Here is a 14,053-nt window from a genome sequence, read left to right as displayed (position 1 = left end):
GGGTCGCGAAGGCACCTCGGCTACGCAGCCCTGACGCCGAGATGAACCACGTCGGGTACGCCTCGGGCAACGGCGATCTCTTCCGTCCGTACCGACTGGAATCCGGCATTCCGTAGAGCGAAGTCGAAAGCGGACGAGGGCTGGGCGGACCATACGGCGAGCACTCCGCCGGGCTTGAGACGGGCCTGACAGGCCGCCAGACCGGCAGGTGAGTAGAGGGAGTTGTTGTCCTCCGTCACCGTCCAGTCCGGGCCGTTGTCGATGTCGAGGCAGAGTGCGTCGTACGTGTCTGCGCCGTCCGGGGAGTTGGAGACGTACGCGACGAGGTCCGTGTGCAGGATCCGGGTGCGCGGATCGGCGAGCGCGGCGCCGGAGAAGGCGGACAGCGGCCCCTCGTGGTGCCAGTCGATGATGGCCTGCTCGCGCTCCACCACGGCGATATGGCCCCAGCGCCGGTCGGCGGCCGCGTGGGCGAGCGAGAAGCCGACGCCGAGCCCGCCGATGAGGACGCTCGGTTCGGGGCGGTCGTCGAGGGCGTCGAGTGCCGCGTCGATGAGGAGCCGCTCCGAGCGGCCGTCCGAAGTGTCCATGAGGAAGCACCCGTTGGCGATGATCTGCAGCAGTTCACCGTGGCGCCGCAGCACGACTTCGCCGTACGGGCCCTCACGCCGGTCGATGACGACGGGGGCGATGGTGTGGTTGTGCATGGCGGCCAGGGTAGGGGGGAGCCGCCGGGTGCCGGGGGCGGCCAGGGGTGGACGCGTTTCGGCCCTGTGAGGTTGTTCCTCGCAGGATGTGATTCGTGTCTCACGTGGCGCCGGTCATAGACAGCGCCCGAAAGATCAGCATTGGGTAGGCGTGACGGAAGGAGCGCCGCACCGTGAACCGGAGTTCGACGGCTGTCCCCGCGGCACCCGAGGAGACGGTCCGCCCCGCGCTGGACGGCATCCCGGGACAAAGGGGACCCGCGACGCGGGCCGCTCCAGGCAGTTTGGCGCCGGAGGCCCCGGCCGGCCCCGCGTCCGCGTGGCGCACGCTGCGCCCCTGGCGACTGCTCCCGACCCCCACCGGTACGCCCTTCACCTTCGGTTACGCCGTCGTGCTCGCCGGCACCTCGCTGCTCACCCGGTACGCGGACCCCGCCTTCGTCTCGGCCCTGCACCAGGGGTCCAGCACGGACGTCGCACACCTCATGCAGCAGCCGCTGCTGGTGCTCCTCGCGAGCGCGCTGTGGATCGCGGGCGGCATCGCGTCGCCGTACGCGATCGGGTTCCTGCTCGTCCTGACCGGCCTGGAGCGCCGCATCGGCGCGCTGCGCACCGCGGGGGTCTTCCTGCTCGGGCATGTCGTCGCCACCCTGGCGACCGAGATCCCGGTCGGCTTCTCGGTCCTCGTGGGCCGGCTGCCGGAGAGCTCCCTGCACCGCCTCGACTACGGCATCAGCTTCGGGGTCGCGGCGAGCATCGGGGCACTGGCGGGGCTCTTCCGGCCGTGGTTGCGGTGGCTGGTGCTTGCTGCCTTCGGCGGGATGCTGGTCGAGGACCTGATCGCGTTCGCGGACCCGATGACGAACTGGGGCCATCTCTTTGCCCTGCTGATCGGCGTGGCGACGTGGCCGCTTGTGCGGCGGTGGCGCCGCCGCCCGGCTTGATGAGGGGCCCTGGCGAAGCGTGTTGCGGTACGTGTGCGGGCGCGTCGTGGCTGGTCGCGCAGTTCCCCGCGCCCCTTACGGGGCTGCATCAGCCCCGCGGCGCCCCAATAGGGGCGCGGGGAACTGCGCGAGCGACCACGACGCACCCGCAGACATGCCTCACGCCCTGCGATCCCCGCTAAGCGGCCACCGCCTCCATCACGGAGGGGAACGCCCTGGTGGGAAGGACCCGCGTCACCGTGAGGCCCGCCTCGCCCAGGAGCCGCGTGAACTCCTCCTCCGTCCGCTCCTTGCCGTCCACGATCGCCGCCATCGCCACGTCGAGCACCTTGCCCAGGTGCGGATCGTTCCCCGCGGGCAGCACCGAGTCGACGATCAGGAGGCGTGCGCCCGGTGCCATCGCGGCGCGGCAGTTGCGCAGGATGCGCAGGCAGGCGTCGTCCGGCCAGTCGTGCAGGACGTGTTTGAGCACGTAGATGTCGCCGCCTTCCGGGACTCCGGCGAAGAAGTCGCCGCTCTCTGCCCGCCAGCGGTCCTTCAGTTCGTCGTCGCCCAAGACGTGACGGCTCACGGCCGGCGCCTGGTCGAGGAGGACCCCCGTCAGCGCGGGGTGCCGGCGCAGGATGCTCCGCAGGAGACCGCCGCGCCCGCCGCCCACGTCCACCACGGTGCCGCGCTCCGGGAACGGGTACGCCTCGGCGACCACCTCGTCGACCGGCGCCGACAGCGCGCTCATGCCGTCGTCGAACAGTTGCCGCAGGCCGGGATCGGTCGCCAGGTGCGCGAAGAACGGCTTCCCGAAGATCCGCTCGTAGGACGGGCCCGCCTTGCGCACCGTCTCCTCCAGGCCCGCCGACGTCCGCTGGAACGTCTCGTCGGTCAGCATCAGCACCAGCGCGTGCTGGGAGTACGGGATGTCCGTGCGCAGCGCGTTCGCGACCGGCGTCAGATGGAACGCGCCGGCCTCGTCCTCGCGGAAGATGCCGCGGGTGGCGAGGTAGCGCAGGACGCGGCGTAAGTGCCCCGCGTCGGTGTCGGTCAGGTGCGCCAGGTCCTGCGGGGTGCGTGGCGCGGACGCCAGGTGGTCGGCTATCCGGCAGCTCGCCGCCGTGCGCAGCGCCGCCGAGAAGAGGTGTCCAAGGGCGTGCTCCGTCAGCAGGCCCACAACGTCGCTGCCAGTGTCGATGTCGGTCTCGTGCTCGCCCGTGACGTTCTTCGGTGTCTCCACGTGGGTCCCTTCCGAAGGGATCGAAGTGACGGTCGAAGTTCCTACGGTCCCAGCGATCGCTGACAGCGAACAGACCCCGGGGAACAATCAAGGACTCATCAGCATTGAGCCGGTAAAGCTCAACTTGAATGCCGAAGGGGAGATCATGGCTTCGACGTCCACACCGCTCACTCTGCCCGTGCTGCCGCTCGACGACGAGGTTGTCCTGCCCGGCATGGTGGTTCCGTTCGACCTGTCCGACACCGATGTACGAGCCGCGGTGGAGGCCGCCCAGGCGGCGGCCCGCTCCAGTGGCAGTGGAAGCAAGCCGCAGGTCCTTCTTGTTCCGCGGATCGACGGGACGTACGCGGCGACCGGTGTCCTCGGCACGGTCGAGCAGGTCGGGCGGCTCTCCGACGGCGACCCCGGCGCGCTCATCCGCGGCCGCGGCCGGGTGCGGATCGGCGCCGGGACGACCGGGCCGGGTGCGGCGCTCTGGGTGGAAGGGCTCAAGGTCGACGAGACCGTGCCGGAGCCGCTGCCTGGTGCTGTCGCCGAGCTGGTCAAGGAGTACAAGGCGCTCGCCACCAGCTGGCTGAAGAAGCGCGGGGCCTGGCAGGTCGTGGACCGCGTCCAGCAGATCGAGGACGTCTCCGCGCTCGCCGACAACTCCGGATACTCGCCCTTCCTCTCCACCGAGCAGAAGGTCCAGCTCCTGGAGACCGACGACCCGACGGCCCGTCTGAAGCTCGCCACCGAGCAGCTGCGCGAGCACCTCGCCGAGCAGGACGTCGCCGAGTCCATCGCCAAGGACGTACAGGAAGGCGTCGACAAGCAGCAGCGCGAGTTCCTGCTCCGCCGCCAGCTCGACGCCGTGCGCAAGGAGCTGCGCGAGCTCAACGGCGACAGCAAGGACGCAGCTGAGGAGTCCGACGACTACCGCACCCGCGTCGAGGCCGCCGACCTGCCCGAGAACGTCCGTGAGGCGGCCCTCAAGGAAGTCGACAAGCTGGAGCGGTCCAGCGACCAGTCGCCCGAGGGGTCGTGGATCAGGACCTGGCTCGACACCGTCCTCGAACTGCCTTGGAACGAGCGGACCGAGGACGAGTACGACATCAAGGGCGCCCAGAACGTCCTCGACGCCGAGCACGCGGGCCTGCAGGACGTGAAGGAGCGGATCACCGAGTACCTGGCGGTGCGCAAGCGGCGTGCGGACAGGGGACTTGGTGTCGTCGGCGGGCGCCGCGGCGGCGCCGTGCTCGCCCTCGTCGGCCCGCCCGGCGTCGGCAAGACCTCGCTCGGCGAGTCCGTCGCGCACGCCATGGGCCGCAAGTTCGTGCGGGTCGCGCTCGGCGGCGTACGCGATGAGGCGGAGATCCGCGGCCACCGTCGTACGTACGTGGGGGCGCTGCCCGGACGGATCGTGCGGGCCATCAAGGAAGCCGGGTCCATGAACCCGGTCGTGCTCCTCGATGAAATCGACAAGGTGGGATCCGACTTCCGGGGCGACCCGGCCGCCGCCCTCCTCGAAGTCCTCGACCCGGCGCAGAACCACACCTTCCGGGACCACTACCTGGAGGTCGAACTCGACCTGAGCGACGTCGTCTTCCTCGCCACCGCCAACGTCCTGGAAGCCATCCCGGAGGCCCTGCTCGACCGCATGGAGCTGGTCAGGCTCGACGGATACACCGAGGACGAGAAGGTCGTCATCGCCCGCGACCATCTGCTCCCGCGCCAGCTGGAGCGGGCGGGTCTGGAGAAGGACGAAGTCGCCCTCGACGAGAGCGCGCTGCGCAGGCTCGCCGGTGAGTACACGCGCGAAGCGGGCGTACGCAACCTGGAGCGGTCCGTCGCACGGCTGCTCCGCAAGGTCGCCGCGCAGCACGAACTGGGCGACAGGGAGCTGCCGTTCACCGTCACGGACGAGGACCTGCGGGGCCTGATCGGGCGGCCGCACCACGTGCCCGAGTCCGCGCAGGACCCGGCCGAGCGGCGCACGGCGGTGCCGGGTGTCGCGACCGGGCTCGCGGTCACCGGAGCGGGCGGTGACGTGCTCTTCGTGGAGGCGTCGCTCGCCGACCCGGAGACCGGGGCGTCCGGGCTCACGCTCACCGGTCAGCTCGGCGACGTGATGAAGGAGTCGGCACAGATCGCGCTCTCCTTCCTGCGCTCGCACGGTGCCGAACTCGAGCTGCCCGTCGGCGACTTGAAGGAGCGGGGTGTGCACGTCCACTTCCCGGCGGGCGCGGTGCCCAAGGACGGGCCGAGCGCGGGCGTCACGCTGACGACCGCCCTCGCCTCGCTGCTCAGCGGGCGCCTGGTCCGTACGGACGTGGCCATGACCGGTGAGGTCTCGCTGACCGGCCGGGTGCTTCCGATCGGCGGCGTCAAGCAGAAGCTCCTTGCCGCGCACCGCGCCGGGATCACCACGGTGATCATCCCGAAGCGGAACGAGGCGGACCTGGACGACGTCCCTGCGGAGATCCTGGAGAAGCTGGACGTGCACCCGGTGACGGATGTCCGCCAGGTGCTCGAACTGGCCCTGACGGAGGCCGAGGTGAGGGTTCCGGCCGCCGCGTGACGGAGGAGGTCGGATGAGGAAAGGCCCGGGGCCCCGCGAGGGGTCCCGGGCCCGCTCACGTCATGCGCGTCGCTCAGCCGTTGGCGAGCGCCACCACCCTGTCGAGGGCGCCGTTGAACTTGTTGTGGTCCCCGACCGTCGGGCCCGACGAGGTGTACTGCCACATCGTGTAGAAGCCCCAGCCGGCCGGGAGTTCACCCGGCGCACTGGCGTAACGGGCGATCCACAGCGGGTTGTTGACGGCGAAGCCGCCGTAGTTGCCGGTGCACTGCTTCCACCAGCTGGTGGCCGTGTAGATCACCGCGTGCCGCCCGGTGCGCGCCTTGTACTGGTTCAGGAAGTCCCGGATCCAGGTGACCATCGCGGTCTGGGACTTGCCGAAGCAGGCCGCCCCGTACGGATTCCACTCGATGTCGAGCGCGCCCGGCAGCGTCTTGCCGTCGCGCGACCAGCCGCCGCCGTTGTCCACGAAGTAGTTGGCCTGGGCGGCGCCGCTGGACGTGTCGGGCGTCGCGAAGTGGTAGGCGCCCCTGATCATGCCCACGTTGTACGAACCGTTGTACTGCTGGGCGAAGTAGGGGTTCTTGTAGTACGTGCCTTCCGTGGCCTTGACGTAGGCCCACTTCACGCCGCTGTTCCAGAGGGTCGACCAGGCGACGTTGCCCTGGTGGCTGCTGACGTCGACGCCCTCGGTCTGGACGGCGTCGCCACTGGGCGGCAGGCTGCCCTGCCCGTCGTGCTCGATGACGCCCTGGCCCATGCGGGCGGAGCCGCGGGCCGGTACGTCATCGCCGCCGGCGGCCTGTGCGGCGCCGGGCAGGGTGATGAGGAGGGAGAGGGCGGAGAGGACCGATAGCAGGATTCCGGCCGCTGACCAGCGTGAGCGGCGGGGCGTTCCGGGTCTGTGCACGGGCATGTGCGTGCCTCCGAAGGCCTCGATTGAGCTCGATGGAGCTCGTGGGGGGACCTGTCGACATGTCATGGTGTGAACATGTCAGCAATGACGCTACGCACGTAGACCCGCGGCTGGGAAGAGGGCTCGGACGCTGCCGTTGGTCTACTCCTGCGGCGGTGTCCGCGGCACGGCGTGGCACGGCCGTACGAAATACTGGCCGAGCTGCGGCAATGGGCGGGCGCGCTCGCCGGTCCCGCCGTGGCGTCCGCCGTGCGGGGCGGAAACCTTCACTTTCCGGAAAGAAGCGGGCCATGGGTGCTGAATTGCACGAGAGCGGTGTCGACCGCGAGTTCCTCTCCCTGGAGCGGGAGTTGACCCTCCTGCTGCGCCGGGCCCGCGCCTCGTCCGGCGAGATGGCCCGCCAGGTCCATCCGGACCTGGAGCCTGCCGCGTACGGCCTGCTCGTCTGCCTCGACGACTCCGGTCCGCAGCGTGCCACGGATCTGGCCGCCTACATCGGCGTGGGCAAGGCGACGATGAGCCGTCAGCTGCGGGCCCTTGAGGAACTGGGTCTGGTGGCCCGGGAGCCGGACCCCGCGGACGGCCGGGCCTGGCTGGTCCACCTCACCGAGGAGGGCGGCGCCCGGTTCCGTACGGTGCGGGCGGGGCGGCGGGAGCGGTATGTGCGGCAGCTTGCCGGTTGGGACCGGGCGGAGGTTGCCGAGCTGGCTCGGCTGCTGCATCAGTTGAACTCCTCGGCTGAGTCCTGAGCCGCCGCTTCGCGGCGGATGCTTTCCCGCCCACCCACCCGATTGCCCCGCGGTGAGCGGGTGGGTGGTCGGCTGGGGCCGCGTGGCGCTACAGCTCCGCGTACACCGCCGCCGCATCGTCATGCCGCTTGCCCCTAGGGAACGCCGTCCCCTCCGGGTCCGCGCGCTCCAGGTCCCGGACCCGGTCCACCAGGTGTTGCGGGCCCTCCTTGCGCAGGAGGTCGAAGCACTCCTGCCAGTTGCCCTCCCGGAATGTCTCGACCCAGCGGCCGACGCCGTCCGTCAGGGCCGCCACCGCCGTCACCGCTGTCCGGGGTGCGGAGCCGGTGATCGCGCGTGCCGCCGCCGACGGGTCGGCCGCCGCCGTGAAGAAGCCGCCCTCCGCGTTGCGCAGGGCCTCGACCGCGGCGCCGTACTCGCGGCCCGCGGCCTCCCGTTCCGCCGAGCCGCGCGGCAGGGCGCGGACCGTGTCGCGCAGTTCCCGGATCGCCGGCGGGAGCTGGGACAGGCGCTCGTCGAGGACCGCCGTGACCCGGCCGTCGGGGGCCGCCACCAGGAGTGCGGAGTCCGAGAGGACCAGGTGCTCGACCCGCTCGTCGTCCCAACGCACCAGGACCACCGTGGCCTGAGGCGTGCGCGGGTGAGAAAGGTCACAGGTTTGGGTGTGTGTGTCTGCGGTGCGCTTGATTGCCGCCGCGAGGATCTCAACGAGCGTCATATCCCGCCGTGAAACGGACAGTTCGCCCAGTGTGCCGCCGAGTCGCGCCGTGAACCAGGGGACGGAATGCAGACAGCCGTCGTCTCCGGCGGGCGGAGTGACCCCGTCCAGGAGGACGAGTGAACCGCCCTGTCCCGATGCGGGAAGCATGACCGCGGCATAGTCCTCATTGGGCCGGGTGGGGTCGCCGGGTTCGGTGGCGAGTTCGATGCGCATTCCGTCAGTCTGCACGAGGCCTTCACAAGGTCACCAAGGGGTCGCAAGTGGCCGTGGATTGGCCCGGACCAGCAGGTCAGGCGCCGGATTTCAGTCGGAATGATCGCTTCCGGCGGCGTGTGGCCGCGCATCTTGCCAAAGCCTGCGGGCGACGTCCAACCGGCGCACCGTGGCGGGAGCATTTGATTCAACTCGGGACTTGCTCGCCAACTCCCCGCCGATGTTCACTCCTTCGGGTGGCCAGGCAGGCGATGCGCGTCCGCCACTCATCGGCACTGACAGGGTCAGGATCCGTACCGGGGGCGCGCTCATTGACGGATTGTCACCCGGGCCCATGGGCAGACGAAAAACAAGAATGCGAGCACCGGTGCAGAAGATGCGGCCTCGGCGCAAAGGCAAGCAGACGGCCTCTGACGGGGCCACGCCGGGCGCGAGCACCCCTACGGAGCAGGCGCGCGAGCGCTCGCCCGAGCCCACGGCGGGAGAGCCCGCGGCGAGCGGGCAGACCCCCGGTGCGACGGTTCCTGACGGTGCGAAGAGCGCCGACGGGGACGCCGCGCAGCCCGCGAAACCCGTCAACTCCAAGCCCACCGCACGCGTACGCAACCGGCTCATCGTCGCCGTCGCCGTCGTGGCCGCCGCGATCGCCGGGGCCGGAGCGCCCGCCGTCGTGGCCGCTTCCGGGCAACTGAGCGACGCGCAGGACCTTGTGACCCTCGCGGAGCGCACTCAGCAGGCCGTCTCGCTGAGCCACTCCCTCGCCGACGAGCGCGACGAGGTCACCTCGTACATCGCCGCGGGCCGCCCGAAGGGGGGCAAGGGGCTCTCCGAGAGCCGCAGCGCCCGCGTCGACCGGCAGATCGACGAGTTGCGCTCGGCGGACGCCCCGGCCGGTCTGCGCCGCGACCTCGCCGACATCGCCGCCGTACGCAGAGCGGCGCTCACCGGCAAGAGCAGTGCTCTCGAAGCGCACACGGCGTACTCGGACGTCATCACCGAACTGCACGCCCTGACCCGCGAACTCGCCGAGCAGACACCGCCCCGCGCGGGCTCCGGCGGCTATGCGCTCGCCGACCTCGACCACGCCGTCGAACAGGCCGCCGCCACCCGCGGCCTGCTCCTCGCCGCCCTCGCCGTCCCCCGCACCACGGAGACGAGCACCACCCTCGACCCGGTCACCGGCCTGCCCACCACGGTCGTCGACGAGTCATCCGCCGGCAGCAAGACCCGCAACGCGCTGAGCGCCGCCGCCCAGCGCGCCGACGTCCGCGAGCAGGCCGCCGTCGCGGACTTCCGGGACACGGCCACGGAACGCGCCCGCGCGACGTACGACTCGACGGTCACGGGCACCGAGGTCACCACGGCCGAGAAGTATCTCTCCCGGCTCACCGACCAGCCCACGCTCTCCACCGCCGAGCTCCGCTACGACAGCAAGAAGATCGACGCCGCGCTCTCCGCACGCATCGAGATGATGCGCGGCGCCGAGTCCTCGCTCACCGTCAAGCGCACCAAGGACCTCGCCCAGCTGCGCGACGACGACGTCACGGCCCTGGAGATCCGCGTCGCGCTCATCGGCGTCACGCTGCTCGTCGCCGTCGGCGTCACCATGGCGATGGCCCGCACGCTCACCCGGCCGCTCGCCGTCCTGCGCCTGGGCTCCGCCCGCCTCGCCACCGAGCCCGCGCCGCAGGAACCCATCCGCTTCACCGGCCGCGACGACGAGTTCGCCCAGGTCGTGCGGTCCGTCAACGCGCTGCACGGCCATGCGGCCGCCCTCACCGAGCGGCTGACCACCCTCGAAGCGGACCGCAAGCACCTCATCGGGCAGCGCACGTCCATGGCCGACGAGCGCGAGAAGCTCCGCGGTGAACTGGCCGAGGCATCCGCCCACTTGGAGCGGGTGCGGCAGTCCATCCACGGCACGTTCGTGAACCTCGCCCTTCGCACGCTCGGCCTGGTCGAGCGCCAGCTCGCCGTCATCGAGAACCTGGAAGACCGCGAGCAGGACCCCGACCGCCTCGCCACGCTCTTCAAGCTCGACCACTTCGCCACGGTCATGCGCCGCCACAGCGAGAACCTGCTGGTCCTGGCCGGCGCCGAGCACGGCCACCAGCACCCCGGTCCGGTGCCGCTCGTCGACGTCGTACGCGCCGCCGTCTCCGAGATCGAGCGGTACGAGCGGGTGCGCATCGCCACGCTGCCGCCGCACGCGCATGTCGCGGGCTTCGCCGCGGACGACATCAGTCACCTGGTCGCCGAGCTCCTTGAGAACGCGACGTCGTTCTCGCCGCCGGACGCCTCCGTCGAGGTCTCCGGATGGCTCCTGGAGAGCGGCGAGGTCATGCTCTCCGTGCAGGACGAGGGCATAGGGGTCACCCCCGACCGGATGACGGAGCTCAACTCCCGTCTCGCGGAGTTCCGTCCCGACGACGCGTACGACCAGGAGAGCGGGGACGGGCTCGGGCTCGGTCTGTACGTCGTGGCGCGGCTCGCCGCGCGGCACGGGGCGCGGGTTCGCCTGCGCGAGCAGAAGCAGGGGGGTGTCGCCGCTGTCGTCGTGCTGCCCAAGTCGATCCTCGCGGCGGCGCCGGCTGTTGCGGCGCCGCCGCCGGTGGGGGTTCCCGTTGCCGGGGCGGCGCCTGTTGTGCACCTCCCTGGCTCGGAGGCCGAGGCCAACTCCAACGTGCTGCCGGGGCGATCCTCTGGTGCGGATCCGCTGATCGCTGCCGCTGAGGTGGCTGTACAGGAGGCTGAGGCTGTACCCGCGGTTTCGGCTGAGACGACTCCGGAGCTTGCCCCTCCGGAGGTGCCTGACGACCCCGAAGCTGGGGCTGTGCCCACCCTTCCCCAAGCTCTCGGCTTCGCTCGAGCAGGGGAGACCCCACTCGCCCTGCGGGACGCCTGCCCACAGCAAGGCGACGAGGCCGAGGCTCCCGCCGGACCCAAGTGGGAGCGGGTCACCGACAAGGGGCTGCCCAAGCGCACGCCGAAGATCACCGCGCCCGAGTCCACCGTGCCCAAGGCGCGCAGTGGCTCCGTCGACGCCGAAGCGCTGCGCAAGCGTCTCGGGGGCTTCCACCAGGGAGCAATCAGCGGCCGTCGCGACGTAGAGGCCGAGCTGAACGAACGTAATGAAGAGACCGAAAACATGGGGGAATCAGTCGAGGAGGCAAGTAGTTGACTGCGCCCATGCGCTCGCCCAGTTCGCCCGCCGGTGGCACCGCCACCGAGTTCGGCCTGAGCAGCGAAGCCCGCAACCTGCACTGGCTGCTGACGAATCTCGTCGAGGAGGTGCAAGGTCTGCTGTCGGTCGCGGTGGTCTCCTCCGACGGGCTGCTCCTCCTCTCCTCCGACCCCGCGCGCAACAACGCGGAGGCGGTGGACAACAGTGCAGGCCCCAGAGGGTCGAGCGCCGACCTCGCCACCATCGTCTCCGGTCTCGGCTCGCTCTGCATCGGCGCCGCCAAGCTGATGGACGCGGGCGCGGTCAAACAGACCGTCGTCGCGATGGAGGAGGGCAGCCTCTTCGTCATGTCGATCAGCGACGGCTCGCTGCTCGGCGTGCACGCGACCCCGGACTGCGACATGAGCGTCGTCGCGTACCACATGGCGCTCTTCGTCGGCCGTGCCGGGCATGTCCTCACCCCCGAACTCCGCAGTGAGCTGCGCCAGTCGATGGAGAGCGTCCGATGAGCAGTAAGCCCGGCAAGCTGCCCCAACGGGTCGGCCTCCGCAAACCCGCCCGAGTACGCCCGTACTCCTTGACCGGCGGCCGCACCCGCTTCGGCCACGTCCTGCTCGTCGAGACGTTTGTGGCCGCGCTCGACGCTCCTGAGGAGCGTCGCGAACTGCCGCAGGGCAACGTCACCGCCCGTGTCATGCCGGAGCTGCGGGCCATCGTCGAGATCTGCCGCCGGATGCGTACGGTCGCGGAGATCGCCGCGCTCCTCAAGATGCCGCTCGGCGTGGTCCGCGTACTGCTCAGCGACCTCGCAGACCAGGGAAAGATCCGCGTGTACGGAACGGGCCACGGCCCGGGACAGCCGGACCGCGCACTGCTCGAAAGGGTGCTCAGTGGACTCCGCCGTCTCTGAACTCCGGCACCCGGGCCCCGACCCGGACGAAAACCTGCAGGCCTGGCAGACGGACCGCACCCGTGCCCCGATCGCGACGAAGATCGTCGTGGCGGGCGGCTTCGGCGTCGGCAAGACGACCCTGGTCACCGCGGTCTCCGAGATCACGCCCCTCCAGACGGAGGCGCTGATGACGCAGGCGAGCGAGGACACCGACGACCTGACGTCGACCCCGGACAAGACCACGACCACGGTCGCGATGGACTTCGGCCGGATCACGCTCGACGACGACCTGGTGCTCTATCTCTTCGGTACGCCGGGGCAGCAGCGCTTCTGGTTCATGTGGGACGACCTGGTGCGCGGCGCGATCGGCGCGGTGGTCCTCGCGGACACCCGCCGCCTGCCCGACTGCTTCCCGGCGCTCGACTACTTCGAGAGCTGCGGGCTCCCGTACATAGTGGCCGTCAACCACTTCGACGGCACCGAGGAGTTCGAGGCCGCGGACGTCCGTGAGGCGCTGACGATCCCGCGGCACATACCGGTGCTGATCATGGACGCGCGGCAGCGGATATCGGTGATCGAGTCACTGCTCGCCCTGGTCGGCCACGCCCTTGAGGCGACCCCCGAATAACTTTCTTGCTGGTCAGTCAGTACGTAGGAGAAGCAGCCGCATGCGGAAGATACTTGTCGTCGGAGCCGGTCAGGCCGGGCTCCAGATCGCCCTCGGACTCCAGTCGCAGGGGTACGAGGTCACCCTGATGTCCAACCGCACGGCGGACGAGGTCAGGTCCGGCCGTGTCATGTCCACGCAGTGCATGTTCGACACGGCGCTGCAGCACGAGCGCGACATCCAGGCCAACTTCTGGGAGTCCCAGGCCCCCAAGATCGAGGGCCTCGGCGTCTCGGTCGCAGGGCCCGAATCCTCCCGTGTCATCGACTGGGTCGGCAAGCTGGACGGGTACGCCCAGTCCGTCGACCAGCGCGTGAAGATGGCGGGCTGGATGGAGACGTTCGCGCAGCGGGGCGGCCAGCTGGTCATTCACGGCGCGGCGGTCTCGGACCTCGACTACTTCTCGCGCACGTACGACCTGGTGCTCGTCTCGGCGGGCAAGGGCGAGCTGGTCTCGATGTTCGAGCGGGACGCCTCGCGCTCTCCCTACGACACCCCGCAGCGGGCCCTTGCTGTCGCGTACGTCCACGGGATGGGCCCGCGCCCCGAGCACCCCGAGTTCGAGGCGGTGCGGTGCAACCTGGTGCCGGGGGTCGGTGAACTCTTCGTCATGCCGACGCTGACGACGTCCGGGCGCGCTGACATCCTCTTCTGGGAGGGCATTCCGGGCGGCCCGCTGGATGTCTTCCAGGGCGTCAAGGACCCGTCGGAACACCTCGCGCTGACCCTCGAACTCCTTGAGAAGTTCACGCCGTGGGAGTACGCGCGGGCGACGAAGGTCGAACTGACGGATGCGGGCGGCACGTTGAGCGGGCGGTACGCCCCGACCGTGCGCAAGCCGATCGGGCGGCTGCCGGGTGGCGGTCTGGTCCTCGGTGTCGCCGACGTGGTCGTGGCCAACGACCCGATCACGGGGCAGGGCTCCAACTCGGCGTCCAAGTGCGCCGCTTCGTACCTTGCCTCGATCATCGAGAACGGTGAGAAGGAGTTCGACGAGGCGTGGATGCAGGCCACGTTCGACCGCTACTGGGAGACGGCGCAGCACGTCACCAAGTGGACGAACGCGATGCTGGCGCCGCCGCCGGAGCACATCCTGAACCTGATCGGCGCGGCGGGGCAGTTGCAGCCGGCGGCGGATCGTTTCGCGAACGGCTTCAACGACCCGGCGGACTTCGAGAACTTCTTCTATGAGCCGGAGAAGACGGGGGCGTACCTGGCCTCGTTGGCGGGTGAGTAGCCCCTGGCGGGGGGCTTTGGTGGCGCGGCCCCGGT

General features: G+C 70.4%; 12 protein-coding genes. 8 read left to right on the top strand and 4 right to left on the bottom strand.

The features are described from left to right. Window positions 1–20: 20 nt before the first annotated feature. A complete protein-coding gene (locus tag AB0G47_RS11915; protein WP_360767390.1) occupies window positions 21–707 on the bottom strand; it encodes a spermidine synthase in 687 nt (228 codons plus the stop codon). 173 nt (window positions 708–880) lie between these two features. On the opposite strand from AB0G47_RS11915, the gene AB0G47_RS11910 reads away from it, so the two are divergent. Continuing rightward, a complete protein-coding gene (locus AB0G47_RS11910) occupies window positions 881–1,651 on the top strand; it encodes a rhomboid-like protein (protein WP_360767387.1) in 771 nt (256 codons plus the stop codon). 178 nt (window positions 1,652–1,829) lie between these two features. Here the strand turns inward: AB0G47_RS11910 and AB0G47_RS11905 are convergent, their stop codons facing one another. Next, window positions 1,830–2,879 carry a methyltransferase gene (locus tag AB0G47_RS11905; RefSeq protein ID WP_360767385.1) on the bottom strand — a complete coding sequence of 350 codons (1,050 nt, stop codon included), beginning with the start codon at window positions 2,877–2,879 and terminating at the stop codon, window positions 1,830–1,832. A gap of 145 nt (window positions 2,880–3,024) precedes the next feature. On the opposite strand from AB0G47_RS11905, the gene lon reads away from it, so the two are divergent. Then, window positions 3,025–5,439: an endopeptidase La gene (gene lon / locus AB0G47_RS11900; RefSeq protein WP_360767382.1), complete on the top strand. Its 2,415-nt coding sequence runs from the start codon at window positions 3,025–3,027 to the stop codon at window positions 5,437–5,439. A gap of 73 nt (window positions 5,440–5,512) precedes the next feature. Here the strand turns inward: lon and AB0G47_RS11895 are convergent, their stop codons facing one another. Beyond that, window positions 5,513–6,355: a lysozyme gene (locus AB0G47_RS11895; protein ID WP_360767379.1), complete on the bottom strand. Its 843-nt coding sequence runs from the start codon at window positions 6,353–6,355 to the stop codon at window positions 5,513–5,515. A gap of 290 nt (window positions 6,356–6,645) precedes the next feature. On the opposite strand from AB0G47_RS11895, the gene AB0G47_RS11890 reads away from it, so the two are divergent. Further along, window positions 6,646–7,104: a MarR family transcriptional regulator gene (locus tag AB0G47_RS11890; protein ID WP_360767377.1), complete on the top strand. Its 459-nt coding sequence runs from the start codon at window positions 6,646–6,648 to the stop codon at window positions 7,102–7,104. An 88-nt stretch (window positions 7,105–7,192) separates the two neighbouring features. On the opposite strand, the gene AB0G47_RS11885 is transcribed toward AB0G47_RS11890, so the two are convergent. After that, a complete protein-coding gene (locus AB0G47_RS11885; protein ID WP_360767374.1) occupies window positions 7,193–8,038 on the bottom strand; it encodes a protein phosphatase 2C domain-containing protein in 846 nt (281 codons plus the stop codon). A gap of 376 nt (window positions 8,039–8,414) precedes the next feature. Here AB0G47_RS11885 and AB0G47_RS11880 point away from each other — a divergent pair, with 376 nt between their 5' ends. From AB0G47_RS11880 to AB0G47_RS11860, 5 genes are read left to right on the top strand one after another with little or no spacing between them, the layout of a single operon-like run. Then, window positions 8,415–11,219: a nitrate- and nitrite sensing domain-containing protein gene (locus AB0G47_RS11880; RefSeq protein WP_360767999.1), complete on the top strand. Its 2,805-nt coding sequence runs from the start codon at window positions 8,415–8,417 to the stop codon at window positions 11,217–11,219. A gap of 8 nt (window positions 11,220–11,227) precedes the next feature. After that, entirely contained in the window at window positions 11,228–11,731 is a 504-nt protein-coding gene (locus AB0G47_RS11875) for a roadblock/LC7 domain-containing protein (RefSeq protein WP_360767371.1), read from the top strand. Next, the gene (locus AB0G47_RS11870; protein ID WP_360767369.1) at window positions 11,728–12,132 is read left to right on the top strand and encodes a DUF742 domain-containing protein; all 405 of its coding nucleotides are present in this window, start codon (window positions 11,728–11,730) and stop codon (window positions 12,130–12,132) included. Before AB0G47_RS11875 ends, AB0G47_RS11870 begins: the two co-directional genes overlap by 4 nt. Further along, window positions 12,113–12,742, top strand: coding sequence for an ATP/GTP-binding protein (locus tag AB0G47_RS11865; RefSeq protein WP_360767366.1), 630 nt, complete (start codon window positions 12,113–12,115; stop codon window positions 12,740–12,742). Before AB0G47_RS11870 ends, AB0G47_RS11865 begins: the two co-directional genes overlap by 20 nt. 40 nt (window positions 12,743–12,782) lie before the next feature. Continuing rightward, window positions 12,783–14,018: a styrene monooxygenase/indole monooxygenase family protein gene (locus tag AB0G47_RS11860; protein WP_360767363.1), complete on the top strand. Its 1,236-nt coding sequence runs from the start codon at window positions 12,783–12,785 to the stop codon at window positions 14,016–14,018. The last annotated feature ends 35 nt before the right edge of the window (window positions 14,019–14,053 follow it).

The organism is Streptomyces sp. NPDC021622 (genome assembly GCF_040640795.1).
GTDB lineage: Bacteria > Actinomycetota > Actinomycetes > Streptomycetales > Streptomycetaceae > Streptomyces.
The sequence above is the reverse complement of the archived record's forward strand: the minus strand, read 5'-3'. Positions and strand labels throughout refer to the sequence as shown.